This is a genomic window from Nitrosospira sp. Nsp11 (genome assembly GCF_900142705.1).
In the GTDB taxonomy this organism is placed as follows: domain Bacteria; phylum Pseudomonadota; class Gammaproteobacteria; order Burkholderiales; family Nitrosomonadaceae; genus Nitrosospira.
The window spans coordinates 92,500-113,338 of record NZ_FRBV01000009.1; the positions used below are offsets into that span (position 1 = coordinate 92,500).

Here is a 20,839-nt window from a genome sequence, read left to right on the forward strand (position 1 = left end):
AACAGATCGAGGTTGTAGCATCAATGCCTCAACCCGGCGGGTGCAGCAGAGGGAGGCTTCTGTTCCAGCGGTTGGGGGTCCAGTATGGCAACTGTCAGACTGTCATCCATCAAATATTTTTTTGCCACGTCACGCACTTGCTCGGCAGTAACAGCCTGCAGCTTTTTTAACATCGTATCCACGTCACGATATGACAATCCAATGCTTTCCATCTGGCCGATCTGCATCGCCTGAGCAAACATTGAATCGAGCTGAAAGACGTGGCTGGCAACGATCTGGGCCTTGACCCGCGCAAGTTCCTCGTCGGTTACACCGTCACGCACAAGTTTTTCTATTTCTCCACGCAAGGCAGCTTCCAGATCGGCCACGGTTTTACCTTCACTCGGGGTGCCGTCGATATAAAACATGCCGGGACCACGCCCGGTTGAGTCGTAGCCTGCACCTGCCGAACTCGCAATGTGCCGCTCGCGCACCAGCTCCTTGTTGAGCCGCGCCGATTCGTTGCCATCCAGCACGCCAGCCAGCATCTCTAGCGCATAAGGCTCCCAATCAATCGCGGGATTGCGTAATACCGGGGCGTGATAACTCATCGCCAGGTATGGCAGCCGTGCCGGGGCTTTTACCGTAAGCCGCTTGATGCCCAGCTGCTTCGGCTCGACTTGGGGCTTGCGTTTATCCAGTGGCAATAGCGTGCGCGACTTGATCTGTCCATAATACTTTTGTGCCAAAGCAAAGACTTCTCCCGGATTTACGTCGCCTACCACGACCAGGATGGCGTTGTTGGGTGCGTACCAGCGGTCGTACCATTCCTGCGCATCGCCGACACTCATGTTCTCCAGATCGTTCATCCAGCCTATTACGGGACGCCGATAAGGATGCGACTGGATAGCAGTTGCGGTCATTTTCTCATGCACCAGCGCGCGCGGCTGATCATCTGTGCGGAGTCGCCGTTCCTCCATTACCACTTCGATTTCCTTCGCGAACTCCTCTTTTGTCAGCACCAGGTTGCGCATCCGGTCAGATTCCAGTTGCATCGCCAGCGGCAGCCTGGACTTATGCAACTGCTGGAAATAGGCGGTGTAGTCGCGGCTGGTGAAAGCATTCTCGCGTCCGCCTGCCGCCGCGATCAGCGTCGAAAATTCGCTGCCGGGAAATTTCTTCGTACCCTTGAACATCATATGTTCCAACACATGGGCCACGCCGGTAACGCCATTTACTTCATCAATGCTTCCCGCCTTGTACCAGATTTGCGAGATTACCACTGGTGAGCGATGATCTTCCTTGACGATCAGCTTAAGCCCGTTGCCGAGCTTGTACTCATGCGTAGTAGCCTCCGGCGTGACAGCGATGGCACTTGCTGAAACCAGCGAAACGGATACCATCGCGAATACCATGGCAATAGCCCGCAAGGCAGATAAAAGAACAGTAACACGACGATAAATCATCATTTTTTTAATAACCTAAGTCCGGATAAACGGAATAAAATCGGGAACAGATCGTCTTGCGATTTCCAAGCATGAATTTCGACTCATACTGACAGCCTACCAGAATGCCAGGTTTCTTTAAATCCAAAAATAGCGCTGCTCCTGCGGAACCCGCGTCAACGAATTGGTCGGCGCGGGTCAGGCAGGGGCTCTCCCGTACCCGGGATAACCTGGGTAGACGCCTGTCCGGCCTGCTCGGCGGTGGTAAAATAGATGACGCGCTCTATGAGGAATTGGAAACGATACTGCTCACAGCGGATGCTGGCGTAAATGCAACCATGTGGCTGCTTGGCGAACTGCGCAGCGAAGTCAAACGGAAAGGCCTTACCGACGCGGCGCAACTCAAGGGTGCATTGCAGGAAGCCCTCGCTGCTTTGCTTGAGCCACTGGTGCAGCCTTTCGACACGGATACGAGCAAGCCCTTTATCATTATGCTGGCTGGCGTGAACGGCGCGGGGAAAACTACCTCCATCGGAAAACTTGCCCATTATTTTCAGTTACAGGGAAAGACCGTTCTGCTTGCTGCCGGCGATACGTTTCGTGCCGCCGCACGTGAACAACTGATGGCCTGGGGCGAGCGCAACAATGTCGCCGTTATCGCCCAGGAGAATAGCGGCCAGCAAAAGGGCGATCCGGCTGCGGTGATATTCGATGCGGTTAATGCCGCGAAAGCACGCGGCATCGATATCGTGCTCGCGGATACCGCCGGACGGCTCGCCACGCAACTGCATCTCATGGAGGAAATCAAGAAAGTCAAGCGCGTCATCGCCAAGGCCGAGCCGGGCGCCCCTCATGAAACGCTGCTGGTGCTCGACGCCAACACCGGCCAGAATGCGGTTGCTCAGGTGCAAGCCTTTGACGATGCACTGGGTCTTACTGGACTCATCGTCACCAAGCTCGATGGTACCGCAAAAGGGGGGGTAATCGCCGCTATTGCCAGGCAACGCCAGAAAAAAACGCCACTACCCATCCGTTTTATTGGCGTAGGTGAGGGCCTTGATGATTTGAGGCCGTTTGTCGCAAGTGAATTTGTCGAGGCACTTTTTGATTGAGAGAATCAAGCGAGTGGAAATTCGGGTCAACGGTATAACTTCAGCAATCAATGATTAGCTTCAGCCAGGTCTATAAACGTTATCCGAACGGCTACGAAGCACTCAAGAATATCAGTTTTAGCCTTGAGGCAGGTGAAATGGCCCTGATTACCGGCCATTCGGGCGCGGGCAAGACTACGCTGCTGAGGCTTATTGCGGCCATCGAGCGCCCTACCTCGGGCAGCATTATCGTCAACGGCCAGAATGTCAGCACGCTTAAGGGCGGTGCAATTCCTTTTCTGCGGCGCAATCTCGGGCTGGTGTTCCAGGATCAAAAAATCCTGTTCGACCGCAATGTCTTCCAGAATGTACTGCTGCCCCTGCAAATAAGCGGGTTTGGTTCCACGGCAGCGACCCGACGGGTACGCGCTGCGCTCGACAAGGTAGGCTTGCTGAACAGGGAAAAAGCTTGGCCCATTACGCTTTCCGGGGGTGAGCAACAACGCCTGTGCATTGCCCGCGCCATAGTCAACAGACCCTCCATCCTCATCGCGGATGAGCCAACCAGCAACCTTGACGCCGATTACGCGAGAGATATCATGGACATGTTCGTGTCGTTCAATCAGGTGGGCGTGGCGATATTGATAGCTACCCATGACGTCGAGTTGCTGGGCAGCATGCAGCAGCGCATTTTGACACTCAATCATGGCGAGCTGGCAGCATGAACGTTTGGCTTTCCCATCACTTGCATGCTCTCGCTCTGGCATTCAAACGGCTGGGGCGTGCGCCACTGGGTAGCCTGCTCAGCATTGCCGTGATCGGAATCGCTTTCAGTCTTCCAGCGGGAATTTACGTGCTGCTTGAAAACCTCCAGGCCCTCTCCGGTCAAGTTTCGGGAGCGCCGCAATTGAGCTTGTTCCTCAGGCTGGACGTAGATAAGGATGACGTGGCGAAAATCGAATCGTACCTGGAACAGCACCCTCCTGTGGCAAGCTTCAAGTTCGTTTCCAAGGATAGTGCCCTTGATCAACTCAAGCAGGAAAGCGGGCTGGCTGATGTAATGAATGGCCTCGAGCGGAATCCGCTTCCGGATGCTTTCGTGGTCAGTACTAGAGCGCTTACGCCTGAAGGGCTGGAAGCATTGCGCATGGAACTGGGGCAATTGCCGCAGGTCGAATACGCGCAGGTTGACTCGGCTTGGGCCAAGCGGCTGGATGCCTTGCTCAAGCTGGGCCATCTGGCGGTGTTACTGCTTGGCGCGCTGCTGAGTTTTTCGCTGATAGCCGTAGCATTTAATACGATACGTTTGCAAATCCTGACGATGCAAGATGAAATAGAGGTTGCAAAGCTGATCGGTGCAACCACAGGCTTTGTTAGGCGCCCTTTTCTGTATTTTGGGGCCTTGCAAGGGATGGTTGGCGGTGCTGCAGCATGGCTTATCATTTCTGCGGGAATTTATCTCACGGATGACCAACTGAAGGATTTGTTGCAACTGTATGAGGTAAATTTTCGTCTCTATCACCTCTCTCTGGAGGATAGCCTGAGCCTGTTGCTTTTTTCGGCAGGGCTTGGCTGGGCGGGAGCCTGGTTATCGGTCGCGAATCATCTCTCGCAAGTAGAACCGAGGTAATTCATCAACTTAAACTATGTGAGAGGAACTTTCAAAACTGTTGACGCTCTTATTGGAATAGGTTAACTTCATGAGAAACTAGGGGGATACATGAACTTCGCTTTAGCCATACCTTCAGCCGGCAGCATCGAGAGCTACATCCAGTCTGCCAACCGCTTCGGAATTCTTTCTCAGGAAGAAGAGATTCGTCTGGCGCGGTCCCTGAGGGATGAAGATAACATCGACGCAGCCCGCCAACTGGTGCTGTCGCACTTGCGCGTAGTGATCGCCATTGCTCGCGGTTATAAAGGGTATGGCCTGCCCCAGGCCGACCTGATTCAGGAAGGCAATATTGGCCTTATGAAAGCGGTCAAACGCTATGATCCCGAACGCGGCGTGAGACTGGTATCGTTTGCAGTGCACTGGATCAAGGCGGAAATCCACGAATTCATACTGCGTAATTGGCGGCTGGTAAGAATTGCCACCACAAAAGCGCAACGTAAGCTGTTCTTTAACCTGCGCAGCATGAAGCCGGTGCTGGACACCATGAATCCGGAAGAGGTCAGCGCGATGGCCAAGCAGCTGGGCGTCAAGGTCGAGGAAGTGGTGGAAATGGAGACCCGCTTCAGCGGAAGGGACATTTCCCTCGAACCTTTATCTGATGAGGATGACGATGAGGCATTCAGCCCCATCGCTTATCTTACCGATGGTTCAGAACCTCGGCAGTTGCTGGAAGCTGAAGAGAACACGCGTCTGCGCGGGGAAGGCCTGGAACAGGCATTATCCGGCTTGGACGCACGCAGCCGCCGCATCATTGAAGCCCGCTGGTTGCGGGAAAAAGACCCCGCCACGCTGCATGATCTTGCTGGCGAGCTGGGCGTATCTGCGGAGCGAATCCGCCAGATTGAAGCCAAAGCCATGCAGAAGATGCGGGCCGCCCTGGCCCCCAGTGTGTAATTGCAAGAGCTGAGCCTCAGCTCCTGCGGAAGACCTTGCCTTCAAGCCAAGCTCTTCTGTTCAAGAATTCCTTATACGGCGCAATGCGCTTCTCGCTTCTTGTTGATGCGCCCTCGCGCCAACTATCCACATCCAGGATATTGGCGGGGCTTGGCGGCCTGTGAGACTTTAAGGAAATCGGCTTCATATTTCGCTGCGATTCTTCAGGTCAGACAGACTCCTAGCTCGGGTTTATTTCCGCCCATTGTTCGGGCGTGTGGGTTTTCATGGATAGCGCATGGATCTCTTGCTTCATCCTGTCGCCGAGCGCGCGGTAAACAAGCTGATGCTGCTGCACCATATTTTTCCCCCGGAATTCAGCACTTACAATGATGGCGCTGAAATGATGACCATCATCCCCTTCTACATGCACCAGTTCGCATGGCAAGGAACTTTCGATGTGATTTTTAATGCTTTCTGGCGTAACCATCCTTCTCTTCCTTATATAAATGATTCTCTTGGAATTCTTAAAGACAACTGCCTGAATTTACCTTTGCGTTGTCCGTTATATTTATTGAACTATGCAAATCCTTACCGCTGGGCCTTCGCAGCGTGTGGGACTCAAAGGAAATCGGCTGCAAAGGCATCCGGCTGGTTCATTTTTCGCTGCAATTCTTTAAGTCCGAAAAGCCCTAGCCAGCGTTACTGCCGGATCTTGTAACCCGTGCTCAACATCTGCAATGTCAACCATGATACTGCCAGGAAGCACATTGCCACAATCCCAAGGCTGATATAGGGCGAAATATCCGACGTGCTGAAGAAGCCATAGCGAAAACCATCGATTATGTAGAAAAACGGATTCAAGTGGGAGAGGCCTCGCCAGAAAGGCGGTAGGGAGTGGATTGAATAGAACACTCCCGATAGGAAAGTCAGCGGCAGAATGATGAAGTTTTGAAATGTGGCAAGGTGATCAAATTTTTCAGCCCAAATGCCGGCAATAAGACCCAACGCGCCCAGTAGCGCGCTGCCCATCAGGGCAAATATGAATATCCATGGAAACGAGGATAAGGAAACATCGAAAAATCCGTATGTTATCAGGTAAACGCCCAGTCCCACCGCCAGCCCACGCACTACCGATGCCAGCACATAGGCAAAAAATATTTCCTGGTAGGATAGCGGTGATAACAGCACAAAAACCAGGTTTCCGGTGATCTTGGACTGGATCAGGCTGGACGACGAGTTGGCAAAAGCGTTCTGAAGCACCGCCATCATTATCAGGCCCGGAATCATGAAAACAGTGTAGGCAACACCTGGATAGGCTTGCACATGGGCATCCAGGACATGAGAAAAAATCATGAGATAAAGCAGGGTGGACACCATAGGCGCGAATACGGTCTGAAACCCGACCTTCCAGAATCGCAACAATTCCTTATAGAGCAGCGTAAGAAATCCGGTCATGTGATGGGAACGGCTACCGCTTCCCTGATTTCAACGTCCCCCATGATTTTTACGAATACCTCTTCGAGATCGGGCTGAAATACCTGCATCTCCAGCACTTGCGATCCTGCTGTACGCAGCGCCGCCATAACTTGCTCAAGCTGGGAATACTCGTCAAGCGCCAGTATGTAATACTCTGCTTCACAACGGCTCATCAAAGGTTGCAGGGCTGGAGGCAGCGTATCGGGCGATAGCCGCAGCCGCACCGAGCATCCGGAAATTCCGCTAATGAGATTTCTGATGCTATCGAGCGCTACGATATTACCTTGCTTCAGCATTGCGACGCGGCTGCATAAGGCTTCTGCTTCGTCAAGGTAATGGGTGGTGAGTACGATGGTATGTCCATCACGATTCAACTCTCTGATAAAACGCCAAAGGCCTTGGCGCAACTCGACGTCAACCCCTGCGGTAGGCTCATCCAGTACGATGACCGGGGGCTTGTGCACCAATGCCTGAGCCACCAACACGCGTCGCTTCATGCCCCCGGAAAGCGTACGCATGTTGGCGTCCGCCTTGTCTGCCAGATCCAGATGGTGAATTATTTCGTCTATCCAGGATTTATTGTTTTTTAAGCCGTAATATCCGGATTGAATTGCAAGCGTTTCTCGAACGGTAAAAAAGGGATCGAACACCAGTTCTTGAGGCACCACGCCCAGCATGCGTCGCGCTTCACGGTAGTCCGCAACGACATCGTAACCCATTACCCTGGCGCTGCCGCTCGTGGCGCGGGTTAGTCCGGCAATAATGTTGATAAGCGTTGTCTTGCCTGCGCCGTTGGGGCCAAGCAAGGCAAAAAATTCCCCGGTTTTTATTTCAAGGTCGATACCTGCCAACGCCTGCAGTTTACCGAAGCACTTGTGCATCTGTTTGACTTCGATTGCCGGGATCATCGAGAAATTGGATAAGATAGTGGCCTGACACATGGGCCAGATAGCCGGGACGGATTGCAGATCCGCGAGGGACAAGCCTCTATGTAAAAGATACTTGAGCCCGATATTGATCGGTTACCGATCAGGCGACGTGCATTAATTCGGAGAGACCATATAGCTGCACGAGGCTTCGCAGATTAAGCGGTATATTGGCAAAGCGCACAGGACAATTGCGGCGACCCGCCTCGCGCTGCCACTCCAGCAACATGCTTACCGCGGAAGAATCCACCTCAGTCACACGCGCCAGATCGATTACCATATTATCGCGGTCAAACAGAGCAATGCCTTGCCCAACCATCGCCACAACGTTATTGATGGTTATCGAGCCTTCGACGCTCAGTTCGCCGCCCGCGCGCAAAACCAATCTAGCCGCATCTTCAATCATGGATTATTTCGCTGATGCAGCCTTATTATCGGCAGCAACCAGGGCCCGGTTTTTTTCCACGAGCGTTTGAATCAATTTTTCTACGCCACCGTCACGCACCTGGTTATTGAAGGTGCTGCGATAATTGGTTACCAGGCTTACCCCAGCCACTGTCACATCATAGACTTTCCAATCGTCACCTGTCTTTTCCATACTATAGTCGATGGGAATCGGCTGTTGACCTTGGTTTATCACTTTTGTCTTGACTGTGGTATCGGTCTCGCCCGCCTTCTCTTTCAGCGGCTCAACCGTAATGGTATGCTCGCTATAGCTGCTAAGTGCGTTGGAATAGGTGCGTACCAGCAACGTGCGAAATTCCTTCACCAATACCTGCTGTTGCTCAGGCGTAGCCTTGGACCAATTCTTACCCATCGCCAACCGCGTCATCCGGGTAAAGTCGAAATGGGGCAATATCTTAGCTTCCACCAGATCGAGAATCTTGGTGGTATTGCCCGCGCGCAAGTCCTTATCTTGCCGGACGATCGCGAGCACCTCCTGGGCCGTATTATCCACCAGGGTATCCGGGCTGGTCGCCATGGCCCATACGGGGAGCGTGACGAGCCAAGTCGCCAATAATAAAGACGTATTAAAATATTTCTTCATGATTCCCTCGCTAGAATTTTTTAACCACACTACATTATGCGAAATTACGATATTTTTGTTAATCACCATTTCCGCTCTTGTCGTCGTCCGTTTTCTTATTCTCTGATGCCTTGTCGAACAGGAACCGGCCGATCATTTCTTCCAGGACCATCGCGGAATTGGTTTTCATGATTTTATCTCCATTCTTCAGCGCTGTCTCGTCACCGCCTGCCGCCAAGCCTATGTACTGCTCCCCTAAAAGGCCCGATGTAAGAATGCTGGCGAAAGTGTCCTTCGGAAATTGGTAACGGTTGTCTATGCTCAGTGTTACCACTGCGTCGTAAGTCTTGGTGTTAAACTGGATATCCGTTACACGCCCCACTACCACGCCCGCACCCTTTACCGGCGCCTTGACTTTCAAACCGCCGATATTCTCAAAACTTCCAGTCAACGTATAGCTCGCTGCCGAGCTGTAAGTGCCAAGATTTCCCACCTTCAGCGCCAGCAACAGCAACGCGCCTATACCAGCCATGACAAATACGCCTACCCACAGATCCATTGTTGTCCGCTGCATCAGCTCATTCCCCTGAACATGACCGAGGTCAAAACAAAATCCAGTCCCAGAATCGCCAGCGCGGAAGTCACCACGGTGCGGGTTGTCGCGCCGGACACTCCCTCAGCCGTCGGCGCCGCATCGTAACCCTCGAACACTGCGATTGCCGTCACCGCCACACCAAAAACACAGGTCTTGATGATACCGTTGACGATGTCGTACCTGAAGTCCACCGCATCCTGCATTTGTGACCAGAATGACCCTTCATCCACACCGATAAGCACTACGGCCACCATATAACCGCCAAAAACCCCGATGATGGAAAACATTGCCGCAAGTAATGGCATCGAAATTACGCCCGCCCAGAACCGGGGGGCAACCACCCGTGCAATCGGATCCACCGCCATCATTTCCATCGCTGCCAGTTGATCGGTGGCTTTCATCAAGCCGATTTCAGCAGTAATGGCGGAGCCGGCACGGCTGGCAAATAACAACGCCGCCACCACGGGTCCCAGTTCCCGAACAAGCGACAATGCAACCATTGTACCCACAGCAGATTCGGCGCCGAATCGCTGTAATGTCTCATAACCCTGCAAACCCAGCACCATGCCGACGAACAACCCCGATACAACGATAATGACGAGCGACAAAACGCCCGTAAAATAAAGCTCACGGATAATCAGGCCGAAGCGCCGAAAGCTGGTACCCGACTTCAGCAGAGTCAGCAAGAAAAAGCGGCTGGCGTAGCCCAGCCGCCAGACGCTATCTATTACACGGTGACCAACGCCCCGGATGCCGATAACGATGCGCCTAGGCAAAACTGCCCTCCAGTTTCAGATCGCGCGCATAGGCTTGAGCCGGATAGTGAAACGAGACGGGACCATCTTCTTCTCCATGCACGAACTGATGTACGAAGGGGGCCACCGATCCGCGCACTTCATCCGGGGTGCCATGTGCTGCGATCACCCCGTCTGCAATAAAGTACACATAATCCACGATTTTCAGCGATTCCTGCACGTCGTGCGTCACGACGATTGAAGTCATGCCTAACGCGTCGGTCAAACGACGGATCAAATTACCGATGACCGTTAGCGAAATGGGGTCAAGACCGGTAAAAGGCTCGTCATACATGATGAGTACCGGGTCAAGCGCAATCGAGCGAGCCAATGCCACCCGCCGCGCCATTCCTCCCGAGAGTTCCGCCGGCATCAGGTCATGTGCGCCGCGCAGGCCCACAGCCTGAAGTTTCATCAGCACCAGGTCGCGAATCATGGATTCCGGTAAGTCGGTATGCTCCCGCATCTGGAAAGCTACATTATCGAATACCGACAAATCGGTAAACAGCGCGCCGAACTGAAATAACATACTCATCTTCCGGCGCATCTGGAAAAGCTCATCTCTTTTTTGCTCATGCACTATCTTACCGGCAAACTTGACATAACCGGAGGACGGACGGATCGCACCGCCGATAAGGCGCAACAGGGTAGTCTTGCCGCTACCGCTGCCCCCCATGATAGCGATGACTTTGCCGCGCGACATGGTGATGTCGATCCCTTTGAGAATGGAACGATCCCCATAGGAAAAACCGAGATCCTTGGTTTCGATCAAAGCTTCAGGTGTCATTCTGCCAGAGGACGAAGATGATTTGACGGGATGCTGATTTTAACCTAAATCCGGCAACTGGGCGGGATGGAGTGTACGTTTGGAGCACGGTGAAAAGCAGTGACACGATATGCTGGATGGCGCAACGTAAGGCAGAACCGTCGAGAGTTGGGCTCGGTCACGGACGCAAACGGAACAAACCGGCTCGTCGTCACGTCCCTATGCGCCCGGTCCTTTCTGCGAAACCTCTCCGTGCAATGTTCCTACTTCCTACGAACGAGGATTAAGCAATAGCAGTCGATATCCGGCCGCGTTCAAAGTCCCGCTATCGAGGTGAAGCTTTACATTGAATTCGGCATTGGGCGCAATGACTTTCCCACGGCTGGCAGCGTCTTCAAGATAGGCTTCGGGAGGAAAGTTACGGCTGGCGAGGGGTTGGTCCTGATGGTCGATCAGCGTTAATTGAAAAGACGGAAGTGCCTGGGGATTGGAGGCATGATTGCGTATCGTGGCGCTCAGGGTGATGACGCCGGGTTGCGCCGTATCCGATTGCATATCGGACGATTCGATATTCAGCAACTTCGCATATTGTGACGAGGGAATTGTGCACCCCAATAGCTCACAATATCGTTGAAGATAAGGCTTGGTCGCTGGCGCGTTGACGGATAGCTCGACACGATAAAGATAGATGGCCTGGGCCGCCAGCATCACAATCAACAAAAGGCTGCCGATCCCCCACGCCAGGGAGGCCTTGGGCAACTGAACCTCGTCGAAAGCATGGTTGTCCCATGCGTAATTTTCCGACGGCGGAATGGTCGCGTCCGGCCTGTGCGGAGATCGTTTTTCCCCGCCTTCGCTAGCGGCAGCGCTGCTGCTGGTCTCGCCTTCTCTTTGCGGTGCTGATTCTTCCGCAATGGGTGGCAAGTCCGAAGCAGGCGCGGCCTGCGCTGTCATGTCCGGACCGGATTGATCCGGAGCTGCTTCTTGAGCTGGCGCTGAAGGTAAATTCTCTTGATCCGATACAGTCAGCGTATCCGGATCATTTTGAGGCGGGGTTCCCGATTGGCCTTCTGGCGCTGCCTCGGTTTCTGGCATTTCCTCCGCTTCTGGTCCGGCCACATCATGGTCTTCCGGTTCCTGCACCGTCGCCAAGGTGGCAAAGCCGTTAAATACCTGTGAGCATTGTCCACAGCGCACGTCACCACCATGCGCCTGCAGATGCAAAGGGGTTACGCGGAAAGCAGCCGCGCAGTTAGGACAACGGGTTACGAGCGCCATAGCCGTAGGTTTTATAACAAATTCACTTTCTCGTCCCGGTGAGCAGAGCCCATCCTGCCTGCTCGCGTGTAATATGAATATCAAACCATTGCCGATAAATCTGTATCACATCTTCCGCCTGTTCCATGAGGATGCCGGAAAGCGCTATGTGTCCACCCCTGCGCGTGGCGTGCATCAATAACGGCGCCAGTACGATTAACGGGTTGGCAAGGATATTGGCCACGACCACATCCGCCCATGCTCCATTTTTAGACCCTGCCCGATCCGTGACGGGAGTCGCAAAAAATTCCGCTTTTGTTTCATCGCACTGATTAAGTATTGCATTTGCGCGGCTTGCGGCAACGGCTTGCGGGTCGATATCTATTCCCACTACGTGACCCGCACCCAGTTTCAACGCGGCAATGGCAAGTATGCCTGAACCGCAGCCATAATCTAAAACATCTTCACCCCCCCGCAGCGTTTCGTCAAGCCAGCCAAGGCACAGTTGCGTAGAGGGGTGACTACCCGTACCGAAAGCCAACCCGGGATCGAGTATCAGGTTGACCGCCGCGGTATCGGGTATTTGATGCCAACTGGGAACGATCCACAGGCGGGACGATATCTGGATCGGGGTGAATTGCGACTGTGTCATCCGAACCCAGTCCTGCTCCTCCACACGTGTAATGCGATAGCTGGGCTGACAGCGGAGCTGGGCCGCGTTCGCCGCAGCCTGTACAGTGGAAGCGATGTCAACATCCTCGTTGAATAGAGCGGTAAGCTCGGATGCGAGCCAGATTTTCTCGGAAGGCTCACCCGGCTCATCGAACAAGAGTTGCTCTCGATCCGTGCCGCTGGCGGCGTCATGTATGTCTGTTGACAGCGCGCCCAGTTCGAGCAGCGCGTCACCCAAGGCTTCGGCGTGCGCGCTATCGGTTTCTATAGCCAGCGAAATCCAGGCCATATCAAGAAACAGGTGACCGCAAGCTGGCTGTCCGGTGGAACGCTGGCTCACCCGCCTTGAAATAGCTCAGGCGGCGCGAAATGGATTGCGTTTTAGCCTGACTTATTATAATTGGCAAGCTTTTGCTCCAGGTAATGGATGCTGGTGCCGCCATTCAGAAAAGCGGCGTCGGATAACAGGTCGAGGTGTAACGGCATGTTCGTTTTAATGCCTTCAATCACCATTTCGGACAACGCGATGCGCATCCTTGCAATTGCCTGGTCGCGGTTGTCGCCGTAGGCAATCACTTTACCGATCATCGAATCGTAATAGGGCGGCACCAAATAGTTATGGTATACATGGGAATCCACGCGAATGCCGGGTCCGCCTGGCGCGTGGTATTGCGTAATACGCCCAGCGGACGGCGTAAGTTTATAAGGATCCTCGGCATTAATGCGGCACTCTATGGCGTGTCCTTTCAATACGACATCCCTCTGGCGAATGTTGAGTTTTTCGCCTGCCGCAACACGAATTTGCGCTTGTACCAGATCGATTCCGGTAACCGCTTCCGTAACCGGGTGTTCTACTTGCAGGCGCGTATTCATTTCGATGAAATAAAATTCATTTTTCTCAAACAGGAATTCGAACGTACCTACGCCGCGATAACCGATACGGCGGCATGCGTCCGCGCAGCGTGCGCCCATCTTGTCGCGCAACCTCGGGGGGATGCCCGGCGCGGGCGCTTCCTCGAGAATTTTCTGATGGCGGCGCTGCATCGAACATTCTCGTTCGCCGAGATAAATCGCATTCCCGTGCGCGTCCGCCAAAACCTGGAACTCGATGTGGCGCGGGTTTTCAAGATATCTTTCCACATAGACCGTCGGGTTACCGAAAGCTGCCTGCGCCTCGTTCCGGGTTATTATCACCGCGTTCGACAAAGCGGCTTCGGTATGGACTACCCGCATTCCGCGGCCGCCGCCACCCGCTGCGGCCTTGATAATTATTGGATAACCAATGGAGCGGACAATGGCCCGGATCTCTTCAGGGGACTCGGGAAGCCCGCCGTTAGACCCTGGAACACAAGGCACACCTGCCTTTTTCATCGCATTCTTGGCACTGATCTTATCGCCCATCTGGCGAATGGTTTCGGGGCGAGGGCCAATAAAGACAAAACCACTGCTTTCAACGCGTTCGGCGAAGTCGGCATTTTCGGAAAGAAACCCATAGCCCGGATGAATAGCCTCCGAGTCCGTCACCTCCGCAGCGCTGATAATGGCAGGAATATTAAGGTAACTTTGCGCCGAGGGGGCTGGGCCGATGCACACGGACTCATCGGACAGCTTCACATACTTGGCGTCAGCGTCCGCCTGGGAATGCACCGCGACTGTTTTGATGCCCATCTCCCGGCATGCACGCTGTATTCGCAGGGCGATCTCGCCCCGATTGGCTATAAGAATTTTTTCGAACATATTTACCGGAAATTATTTCCTGAAGATGGAAGTTGCCCACTGTCTTTCCGCGCGTTATATGCGCGTTGGCGCAGGATCACTCGATCACGAATAGCGGTTCGCCATACTCTACTGGCTGGCCATTTTCCACCAGGACTGCCTTTATCACGCCACTCTTGTCTGATTCTATTTCGTTAAGCAGCTTCATCGCCTCAATGATGCAAAGCGTTTCCCCCTCCTTGACCGTCTGTCCTACTTCTACGAATGCATTGGAACCAGGAGAGGAGCTACGGTAGAACGTTCCTACCATGGGTGATTTCACCACATGACCCTCTGGCAAGATCTCGGCTACTGCGTTAGCGGGAGTAAGCGCCGTGGATGCGATAACAGCACTGGGCGGCGTCCCCTGTTGAGGTGATGTTCCACCGGGGGTTACCTGGGTTTGCACGGATGAGGTTGATCTGCTGATGCGCACCTTCTCCTCACCTTCGGTAATTTCCAGTTCGGCAATGCCCGACTCCTCGACCAGATCAATCAGTTTCTTCAGTTTTCTCAAATCCATAATAGGCCTCCGGGGCGGTCCCCCTTTACGTCTTTAACAACATGCCTGCCATTGCTGCACCATCTTTCAGCGCGCTGGCGCATGTCTGCTTTCTATTCCGCGAAGTTTCTCTTTCATGTCCCACTTCCCTGCCTCCCAGTCTCATAAATATCAATACGGCTATGCGGGATTATCGAACTTCACGCCTGCTGTTACCTCTAAAGCGTACTCCAAGGCAAGTTCGTATCCTTTAGGGCCCAAACCGCTGATTACACCTACCGCCAGATCGGAGAAATACGACCTCCTGCGGAAAGACTCACGAGCAAAAACATTGGAAAGATGCACTTCGATGAACGGTATTCTGGTTGCGGCAAAGGCATCACGTAAAGCAATGCTGGTATGCGTGTAGGCTGCGGGATTGATGATTATAAAAGCGATCCCCTCGCTCATCGCTAGCTGAACCCGATCTATTAGCTCACCCTCGGCGTTACTTTGAAAGTGAATTAATCCGACACCCGCGTGGTTCGCTAAAATCGCTAATTTGCTGTTAATTTCGCCTAACGTGAGTGTTCCGTAGAGCTCCGGCTCGCGTGTTCCCAGAAGATTTAGGTTAGGCCCATGAAGAACGAGGATTTTTTTTATTGTGGACGCGTCATTTTCCATGGATGCAAGTGTGCCGTAAACCTATAAAAAAGTCTAGTTATTGCAGGACATCGACGAAAATAAGGGAAAATAGGGATAGTTTTAACGGGATGCGGTAGAGCAAACACCATTGGCGATTTTAGCAGCTTCAACTACAAGTTTTCAGGCTGCGAAAGTATATTCAAAACATTTTTGTCAGTCCCCGTGGAAAAAGCCGCCCTTTACGCTCGTCCCTCACATTGCTCGCCGTTTACCAAACCTCTATAATCCACAACGTTGTATTTCCCTTCGCGCTGTTGTAGCTCAGTTGGTAGAGCAACTGATTCGTAATCAGTAGGTCGGAGGTTCGACTCCTCTCAACAGCACCATTATTTCAATAACTTAATTATGTCCCAAACACCGGAAAACCCTTTTGGGGTAACAATGGGGTAACTTTGAACAACAAATTTAGGGTTTTAGCCTATTCTCATGTGAAACAGATGAAGGGGAGCTGTTTCCGACAGGTAGGGGTGCTATTTTGGGAACCCCATGTCTAGGATTTTGAGTACAGCACTTACCTATCCTTGGCTTTACAGACTAGTTAGGGTGTTACTTGTCAGAAAAATGCGTAAAACGACAATATAGCCGACAGGAAGAGGCATTCCCATGAGCAAGAGAATGTCCGTCTACAGAAAAATGGTTTTTGAAATTTGAGAAAGGTGAGAGGGGGATGGCACCCAGACTTAAGGGGGCGGGGTCTTGCCGAGACTGGACACACCCCCATTCCCTACCCCCCTAGTCTGGTCAGGTCACCTGTGGGAGCAGGGTTCCGTTAGCTCAAATAAATCCCAATACACTAGCTATTTTTTTTGTCCATATTCTTGTTCAAAGCGCCCATGCATTTTACTCACCATTTTGTGTAGGTTTCTCATTTCATCGGGCTCCAGCTTAGCGTTATGGTTTTTGTCGTTTTGGTCAAACATCCACTCGTGGTGTTTCATGAATTCTTTTTTACTGACACTACCGTCTGGTTCTCTTTTCATCACAGAAGCATCGCTTCCTCCTTCATGTTCACTTGCATTGGCACTAGTTGCGAAACTAACCGTGGCCATTAAAAAAGGAACGATTGCAATAATAGATTCCATTTTTCGTTTTTGTATCATGATGACTCTCCTTAGTTTGGTTTCCAGTAGTTCATTAAACGATTTTTAGAGAAAAATGATATTTCCTTAATGGCGTACAAGAAATTGTCATGACATCCTGTAATAACTTGCTGTATTAGAAATTCATCCAATAGCTGCTACCAAAAATTATGAATCACAAATTTCCGCGATAGTATTTGAAAGACTATGCTTTCTTCACTATAGGTCAGAATGTCGTTCATGTCAGTTGGGCGAGATCAGCAAATACAGGTGAAACATATGGCGTGACTTCAGACCTGGGCTTTTTTCCCGCAGTGCGTCCTGACGAGCGCGAGCTTCACACTGTCTGAAAAATGAAGTGGTAACGTAAGCATCCCCATTTAAGAGACAAGCAAGAAGTAGAACTTTCTGACAGCATTTTGCCTGGAGGTTCAAATGAAGAATTCGCGGTTTACGGAAAGTCGGATTGTAGGGATTCTGAAGGAAGCCTATAGCGGGGTTGCAGTCGACGAGATCTGGCGCAAGCATGGGATTAGTTCGGCGACCTACTATAAGTGGAAAGCCTAGTATGGCGGGCTTGAGGTTTCCGAGCTGGTGCGTGTAAAAGAGCTGGAAACGGAGAACAGCCAGCCCAAGCGGATGTATGCGAACTTGGCGCTGGAGAATGAAGCGATCAAGGCGGTATTAAAAAAGCTGTAGCGCCGCCTGAACGCGGGGACATGGTTTTCCGCTTGGCGCAGGATCAGAGGTTATCCGTAAGACGATCCTGCCAGTTGGTGAACCTGTCAGGGGCGGCGTATTACCGGGAAGAGAACAAGCTTGCAGCGCGTGATGCCCGTAGTTGAAGCGCTCATGCCGTGGGCACCAAGCATAGCCGCTGGGGGTTCTGGAAATGTCACGACCGGCTGCGGCTAGCAGGTCATGCATGGAATCACAAGCGCACCTGTCGGGTGTATTTGTGCCCTGAAGCTTAATCTGCTGAAACTCAAGGAAAAGTAGCGCGTCATTCTAGATTAACAAGGAATACCACTCTCCTCAAACACCTTGCCAGCGGCTGCTAGCGTCCGATCATGTCTGCCCAGAAACAAAAAACCGATTGACAGATACTTTCCTCAATACCGATCCCTTTATCCTGAAGAAAACCATACAGGCAAAACTTAAAATCATTTTCAACGCACTAAAGTGAAGTGCCCATCCTTATGGCGTTTGCGTTAACTTCTAAAAACTATTTCGGTAACCTTTTTCTATGGCGCAACACGGAATGTAGATTAGCTAAATCATGAGCTAAAGATTAGCACGTGTACTTAAGTCCAATTGCAATGCCCGACAATACGGTTATTATGCGAACAATCAGCTTTCCTGTTGGGAATAGCGTTGAGTTTTGCCAACCCTAAGGAATAATAAAACCAACGCCGGAATACTCAGAGAGCTGAATGCTTGTGGGGTTTATTCGGTGTGCTATTGCAGAAGAATAAAGGCTGACAAAATTATGATAGGCAAATATCGTGACCCAACTATTAACCTTTGATCAGACATATGACTTGGCGAATATGCTGATCAAGAAGGCAACCAAGGATCAACTGGCCGAATGCGCGCGCCTGCTAGCCTTGAGTCTTGCGCATCAGCAGATAAATCATGAAGAGATCCCGGTTGACCAAACCTTGGCATCGTTACGATCGTTCGAGTGGAGCGAGGAACATTTGAATTTACTGATGGAAGGCATGTTAAACCTGATAGGGGTGCTGGTGAATGTCTGCGGCGACGTAAGACAGGTTAGGCATTAATATCAGGATTGCGGTTTTTTTCTGAGATGGAGCGGTGCCAGTCCATAATCACGCTGTGACCACTCGTATTTTTTGGTCGTAATCAGAGACTGCGGGTGGAAATTTCGGACAAGCCCTTTGAATGACTGCAGAACAGTCGGGGCGGTACAGGCCTATTGTAATTAGGCAGATTCTACAAACGCTAGCGTAGGGAGTGAGTGCTTACTGCCTAGGTCAGGACGGTGGAGTCCTTTTGCCGTAAAAAATGACCTCAGCGATCTGCAACGGCCTTCATGGCTTAGGACAGCCCTAAGTTAATAATCATGTATTGTTAGCTGATTAATCAGGGATATCGCCGCCTTCCATGCAAATACAGGATAACCCTCAATATCTGGCGGCAGGGGTGAGCCGGCGGGAAGCGTGGTCTTGGGCGATGTTTGATTTCGCCAATTCAGGCTATACCACAGTTGTAATCACCGCCATTTTTAATGCTTATTTCGTTGCGGTCGTAGCGGGAAATGCTGAGTGGGCGACGTTTGCATGGACCGCTGCGCTTGCGGTTTCCTATGCCCTTATTATCCTGACCGCACCTGCGCTAGGAGCATATGCCGACGCGTATGCAGCGAAGAAGCGTCTGCTGTTCCTGAGTGCGGTGGGCTGTGTCCTGTTTACGGGATTGCTCTACTTTGTGGGGCCCGGTGATCTGTGGCTGGCGGTTGTGCTGATAATTCTCACCAATTTCTTCTTTGGTTGCGGTGAAAATTTGATTGCCGCGTTTTTACCGGAGCTGGCGCAGAGCGAGGCGCTGGGAAAAGTCTCGGGCTGGGGCTGGAGCCTGGGTTATATCGGCGGCTTGGTCAGTCTGGGCTTATCACTGGCGTATGTCACCTGGGCGCAGGAACATGGCGAGCCGGCCGAGCATTTTGTTCCCGTTACGATGCTGATAACCGCTGGTTTCTTTGCGCTGTCGAGTATTCCCACCTTTCTTTTCCTGAAGGAACGCGCCGTACCTCAATCGCATCTTGCGGGACGTACCGTGGTGAGTGAGGCATTTTCGCGGCTGGGCGATACGTTTCATCGCGTGCGGGATTACCGCGACCTGGTGCGTTTTCTTGTCTGCATCGTATTTTACCAAGCGGGTATCCAGACTGTAATTACATTGGCTGCAATATACGCGCAGCAGGTAATGAGCTTTAACACGAGCGACACCATGTTTCTGGTCCTGGTGGTTAACATCACCGCATCAGTGGGGGCATTTGCTTTCGGCAGCATACAGGACAGGATCGGGCATATTCCCACGATCGCTCTGACGCTTGTTGGCTGGATTGTTATGATATTGCTGGCCTGGATGGCCGAAAGCCGGGCGATGTTCTGGCTGGCTGCCAATGTCGCCGGCCTGTGCCTGGGGGCTTCTCAGTCAGCAGGTCGGGCGTTGGTAGGATATTTCAGCCCTGACGCCAGGCGTGCCGAATTTTTCGGGCTGTGGGGACTGGCAGTCAAGCTGTCGTCCATACTGGGTCCGGTCACGTATGGATTGGTAAGCTGGATTTCTCGAGGAGATCATCGGCTTGCCATGCTGATTACCGGCGTTTATTTTGTTATTGGATTACTGATACTGCTAAACATTGATATCAAGAGGGGGCGGCAAGCTGCGCTGCAAACGTAAAAACCGCTGTGAATTGCTTAAAAAATGGCAAGACGTCGTGGTGTTTCGGTTGGCGCTATCCAGTTGCTGCCGCCCCGCGATTTTATGATATCCCGCTTTCTATCGTTTACGGGCTATTTTTCTCGTGGCGCTCAATGGTGCATGTGATGATGCTCATGTCCACTGGCGGATCCCGCAGGCTTTTTTTCCTGGGTTTTTTGGGACGCCTTAGGCTTGAGCGGAGTAAAGCGGGTAGATTGTGGCTCCTGGTCCGGTAATTTGACGAAAACGACGATTGTAGTTTCGGGCGTGAGCTTGAAATCCCCGGTGCCTTTAAGGATGTTATCCCCAGCGGGTTCGAGTTTTATCGAATCCTTGGGCTTGGCCTTGCCTATCTGAAAACTTGCTTTACCCGTTCCACCATCGGTGCTGACTTTATTATCCCCATGGTCCGTTACGTAGAGGACGATGTCTTTCTCTTGTGTAACAAGCTCCAGATGATAGGGACCTGCCATACGCATCTGTCCCCCGTGCGGCGTATCAATGGCGTCGAAATGCTCTTCGGTATGCGCCGACGCGGGTACTGACACGACCAGCGCAGCACTCATCAAGACCGTGGCCATCGATTTAATCATATTTTATCTCCTTGAACGATTATTAAAAAAACTTTGGTGGAAAGCCTCATACAGGGCTCTATGTTTCTCGGTCTGCTCCCTCCCTTTTGTGAGCCATTACTCAACTCAATGCACATGATCCCCCGGCGGGGGCAATATCTCCTTTTCCCGATTAAGCTGCGCGACCTGCTGCATCAGCATCTCGGTGTTTGACCAGCCCG

23 protein-coding genes and 1 tRNA gene are annotated in these 20,839 nt (G+C 52.1%); 8 read left to right on the forward strand and 16 right to left on the reverse strand.

Translation table 11 applies throughout. From position 1 onward, the window contains the following. Nucleotides 1–20: 20 nt before the first annotated feature. A complete protein-coding gene (locus tag BUA28_RS10870) occupies nt 21–1,382 on the reverse strand; it encodes a M16 family metallopeptidase (protein WP_256598303.1) in 1,362 nt (453 codons plus the stop codon). Between the two features lie 167 nt (nt 1,383–1,549). On the opposite strand from BUA28_RS10870, the gene ftsY reads away from it, so the two are divergent. The 4 genes from ftsY to rpoH all read left to right on the forward strand — a co-directional run bounded on the left by ftsY (nt 1,550) and on the right by rpoH (nt 5,081). Then, nucleotides 1,550–2,536, forward strand: a complete 987-nt coding sequence (ftsY, locus tag BUA28_RS10875) for a signal recognition particle-docking protein FtsY (protein ID WP_072768144.1) — start codon at nt 1,550–1,552, stop codon at nt 2,534–2,536. Nucleotides 2,537–2,586: 50 nt separating this feature from the next. Then, nucleotides 2,587–3,240, forward strand: a complete 654-nt coding sequence (gene ftsE, locus BUA28_RS10880; RefSeq protein ID WP_072768145.1) for a cell division ATP-binding protein FtsE — start codon at nt 2,587–2,589, stop codon at nt 3,238–3,240. Further along, nucleotides 3,237–4,145 carry a permease-like cell division protein FtsX gene (gene ftsX, locus BUA28_RS10885; protein WP_072768146.1) on the forward strand — a complete coding sequence of 303 codons (909 nt, stop codon included), beginning with the start codon at nt 3,237–3,239 and terminating at the stop codon, nt 4,143–4,145. The genes ftsE and ftsX overlap by 4 nt, the downstream gene beginning before the upstream one ends. Before the next feature lie 90 nt (nt 4,146–4,235). Further along, on the forward strand, nt 4,236–5,081 hold the full coding sequence (gene rpoH / locus BUA28_RS10890; RefSeq protein WP_072768147.1) for an RNA polymerase sigma factor RpoH: 846 nt from the start codon (nt 4,236–4,238) through the stop codon (nt 5,079–5,081). A 220-nt stretch (nt 5,082–5,301) separates the two neighbouring features. Here rpoH and BUA28_RS10895 read toward each other — a convergent pair whose 3' ends face one another. The 13 genes from BUA28_RS10895 to aroQ all read right to left on the reverse strand — a co-directional run bounded on the left by BUA28_RS10895 (nt 5,302) and on the right by aroQ (nt 15,496). Next, complete coding sequence (locus BUA28_RS10895; protein WP_072768148.1) at nt 5,302–5,550, reverse strand: BolA family protein; 249 nt, start codon at nt 5,548–5,550, stop codon at nt 5,302–5,304. A 212-nt stretch (nt 5,551–5,762) separates the two neighbouring features. Next, nucleotides 5,763–6,518, reverse strand: a complete 756-nt coding sequence (locus tag BUA28_RS10900; protein ID WP_072768149.1) for an ABC transporter permease — start codon at nt 6,516–6,518, stop codon at nt 5,763–5,765. Then, on the reverse strand, nt 6,515–7,447 hold the full coding sequence (locus BUA28_RS10905; RefSeq protein ID WP_178298017.1) for an ABC transporter ATP-binding protein: 933 nt from the start codon (nt 7,445–7,447) through the stop codon (nt 6,515–6,517). The genes BUA28_RS10900 and BUA28_RS10905 overlap by 4 nt, the downstream gene beginning before the upstream one ends. 121 nt (nt 7,448–7,568) lie before the next feature. Continuing rightward, nucleotides 7,569–7,871, reverse strand: a complete 303-nt coding sequence (locus BUA28_RS10910) for an STAS domain-containing protein (protein WP_072768150.1) — start codon at nt 7,869–7,871, stop codon at nt 7,569–7,571. Nucleotides 7,872–7,874: 3 nt separating this feature from the next. Next, on the reverse strand, nt 7,875–8,513 hold the full coding sequence (locus BUA28_RS10915; RefSeq protein WP_072768173.1) for an MlaC/ttg2D family ABC transporter substrate-binding protein: 639 nt from the start codon (nt 8,511–8,513) through the stop codon (nt 7,875–7,877). A 58-nt stretch (nt 8,514–8,571) separates the two neighbouring features. Then, the gene (gene mlaD / locus BUA28_RS10920) at nt 8,572–9,066 is read right to left on the reverse strand and encodes an outer membrane lipid asymmetry maintenance protein MlaD (RefSeq protein ID WP_072768151.1); all 495 of its coding nucleotides are present in this window, start codon (nt 9,064–9,066) and stop codon (nt 8,572–8,574) included. Next, nucleotides 9,066–9,863 (reverse strand): lipid asymmetry maintenance ABC transporter permease subunit MlaE, encoded by a 798-nt coding sequence (gene mlaE / locus BUA28_RS10925; RefSeq protein ID WP_072768152.1) that lies wholly within the window; start codon nt 9,861–9,863, stop codon nt 9,066–9,068. Before mlaE ends, mlaD begins: the two co-directional genes overlap by 1 nt. Beyond that, nucleotides 9,856–10,668, reverse strand: coding sequence for an ABC transporter ATP-binding protein (locus BUA28_RS10930; protein WP_072768153.1), 813 nt, complete (start codon nt 10,666–10,668; stop codon nt 9,856–9,858). Before BUA28_RS10930 ends, mlaE begins: the two co-directional genes overlap by 8 nt. Before the next feature lie 249 nt (nt 10,669–10,917). Then, nucleotides 10,918–11,925 (reverse strand): DUF3426 domain-containing protein, encoded by a 1,008-nt coding sequence (locus tag BUA28_RS10935; protein ID WP_072768154.1) that lies wholly within the window; start codon nt 11,923–11,925, stop codon nt 10,918–10,920. Nucleotides 11,926–11,947: 22 nt separating this feature from the next. Then, the gene (gene prmA, locus BUA28_RS10940) at nt 11,948–12,865 is read right to left on the reverse strand and encodes a 50S ribosomal protein L11 methyltransferase (protein ID WP_072768155.1); all 918 of its coding nucleotides are present in this window, start codon (nt 12,863–12,865) and stop codon (nt 11,948–11,950) included. A 92-nt stretch (nt 12,866–12,957) separates the two neighbouring features. Next, complete coding sequence (gene accC / locus BUA28_RS10945; RefSeq protein WP_072768156.1) at nt 12,958–14,313, reverse strand: acetyl-CoA carboxylase biotin carboxylase subunit; 1,356 nt, start codon at nt 14,311–14,313, stop codon at nt 12,958–12,960. Nucleotides 14,314–14,389: 76 nt separating this feature from the next. Then, nucleotides 14,390–14,854: an acetyl-CoA carboxylase biotin carboxyl carrier protein gene (gene accB / locus BUA28_RS10950; protein WP_072768157.1), complete on the reverse strand. Its 465-nt coding sequence runs from the start codon at nt 14,852–14,854 to the stop codon at nt 14,390–14,392. A 159-nt stretch (nt 14,855–15,013) separates the two neighbouring features. After that, nucleotides 15,014–15,496 carry a type II 3-dehydroquinate dehydratase gene (gene aroQ / locus BUA28_RS10955; RefSeq protein ID WP_072768158.1) on the reverse strand — a complete coding sequence of 161 codons (483 nt, stop codon included), beginning with the start codon at nt 15,494–15,496 and terminating at the stop codon, nt 15,014–15,016. Between the two features lie 271 nt (nt 15,497–15,767). Between aroQ and BUA28_RS10960 the strand changes: the two genes are divergently transcribed. Then, nucleotides 15,768–15,843 (forward strand) — tRNA-Thr (locus BUA28_RS10960). Nucleotides 15,844–16,314: 471 nt separating this feature from the next. Here the strand turns inward: BUA28_RS10960 and BUA28_RS10965 are convergent. After that, entirely contained in the window at nt 16,315–16,617 is a 303-nt protein-coding gene (locus BUA28_RS10965) for a hypothetical protein (RefSeq protein ID WP_072768159.1), read from the reverse strand. Between the two features lie 414 nt (nt 16,618–17,031). On the opposite strand from BUA28_RS10965, the gene BUA28_RS15585 reads away from it, so the two are divergent. The 3 genes from BUA28_RS15585 (at nt 17,032) to BUA28_RS10980 (ending at nt 20,025) form a co-directional block, all read left to right on the forward strand. Then, on the forward strand, nt 17,032–17,163 hold the full coding sequence (locus BUA28_RS15585; RefSeq protein WP_090958220.1) for a transposase: 132 nt from the start codon (nt 17,032–17,034) through the stop codon (nt 17,161–17,163). Between the two features lie 938 nt (nt 17,164–18,101). After that, nucleotides 18,102–18,380, forward strand: a complete 279-nt coding sequence (locus tag BUA28_RS10975) for a hypothetical protein (protein WP_072768160.1) — start codon at nt 18,102–18,104, stop codon at nt 18,378–18,380. A gap of 343 nt (nt 18,381–18,723) precedes the next feature. Next, nucleotides 18,724–20,025, forward strand: a complete 1,302-nt coding sequence (locus BUA28_RS10980) for an MFS transporter (RefSeq protein WP_218587261.1) — start codon at nt 18,724–18,726, stop codon at nt 20,023–20,025. A gap of 131 nt (nt 20,026–20,156) precedes the next feature. Here BUA28_RS10980 and BUA28_RS10985 read toward each other — a convergent pair whose 3' ends face one another. After that, nucleotides 20,157–20,639 (reverse strand): hypothetical protein, encoded by a 483-nt coding sequence (locus BUA28_RS10985; protein ID WP_072768161.1) that lies wholly within the window; start codon nt 20,637–20,639, stop codon nt 20,157–20,159. Between the last annotated feature and the right edge of the window lie 200 nt (nt 20,640–20,839).

Bases quoted from the DNA above. Each gene is read 5' to 3' on its own strand.
- BUA28_RS10870 (WP_256598303.1), bottom strand. From the start codon at position 1,382: ATGGTATCCGTTTCGCTGGTTTCAGCAAGTGCCATCGCTGTCACGCCG.
- ftsY (WP_072768144.1), top strand. From the start codon at position 1,550: ATGCCAGGTTTCTTTAAATCCAAAAATAGCGCTGCTCCTGCGGAACCC.
- ftsE (WP_072768145.1), top strand. From the start codon at position 2,587: ATGATTAGCTTCAGCCAGGTCTATAAACGTTATCCGAACGGCTACGAA.
- ftsX (WP_072768146.1), top strand. From the start codon at position 3,237: ATGAACGTTTGGCTTTCCCATCACTTGCATGCTCTCGCTCTGGCATTC.
- rpoH (WP_072768147.1), top strand. From the start codon at position 4,236: ATGAACTTCGCTTTAGCCATACCTTCAGCCGGCAGCATCGAGAGCTAC.
- BUA28_RS10895 (WP_072768148.1), bottom strand. From the start codon at position 5,550: ATGGTTACGCCAGAAAGCATTAAAAATCACATCGAAAGTTCCTTGCCA.
- BUA28_RS10900 (WP_072768149.1), bottom strand. From the start codon at position 6,518: ATGACCGGATTTCTTACGCTGCTCTATAAGGAATTGTTGCGATTCTGG.
- BUA28_RS10905 (WP_178298017.1), bottom strand. From the start codon at position 7,447: ATGATCCCGGCAATCGAAGTCAAACAGATGCACAAGTGCTTCGGTAAA.
- BUA28_RS10910 (WP_072768150.1), bottom strand. From the start codon at position 7,871: ATGATTGAAGATGCGGCTAGATTGGTTTTGCGCGCGGGCGGCGAACTG.
- BUA28_RS10915 (WP_072768173.1), bottom strand. From the start codon at position 8,513: ATGAAGAAATATTTTAATACGTCTTTATTATTGGCGACTTGGCTCGTC.
- mlaD (WP_072768151.1), bottom strand. From the start codon at position 9,066: ATGCAGCGGACAACAATGGATCTGTGGGTAGGCGTATTTGTCATGGCT.
- BUA28_RS10930 (WP_072768153.1), bottom strand. From the start codon at position 10,668: ATGACACCTGAAGCTTTGATCGAAACCAAGGATCTCGGTTTTTCCTAT.
- BUA28_RS10935 (WP_072768154.1), bottom strand. From the start codon at position 11,925: ATGGCGCTCGTAACCCGTTGTCCTAACTGCGCGGCTGCTTTCCGCGTA.
- prmA (WP_072768155.1), bottom strand. From the start codon at position 12,865: ATGGCCTGGATTTCGCTGGCTATAGAAACCGATAGCGCGCACGCCGAA.
- accC (WP_072768156.1), bottom strand. From the start codon at position 14,313: ATGTTCGAAAAAATTCTTATAGCCAATCGGGGCGAGATCGCCCTGCGA.
- accB (WP_072768157.1), bottom strand. From the start codon at position 14,854: ATGGATTTGAGAAAACTGAAGAAACTGATTGATCTGGTCGAGGAGTCG.
- aroQ (WP_072768158.1), bottom strand. From the start codon at position 15,496: ATGGAAAATGACGCGTCCACAATAAAAAAAATCCTCGTTCTTCATGGG.
- BUA28_RS10965 (WP_072768159.1), bottom strand. From the start codon at position 16,617: ATGATACAAAAACGAAAAATGGAATCTATTATTGCAATCGTTCCTTTT.
- BUA28_RS15585 (WP_090958220.1), top strand. From the start codon at position 17,032: ATGAAGAATTCGCGGTTTACGGAAAGTCGGATTGTAGGGATTCTGAAG.
- BUA28_RS10980 (WP_218587261.1), top strand. From the start codon at position 18,724: ATGCAAATACAGGATAACCCTCAATATCTGGCGGCAGGGGTGAGCCGG.
- BUA28_RS10985 (WP_072768161.1), bottom strand. From the start codon at position 20,639: ATGATTAAATCGATGGCCACGGTCTTGATGAGTGCTGCGCTGGTCGTG.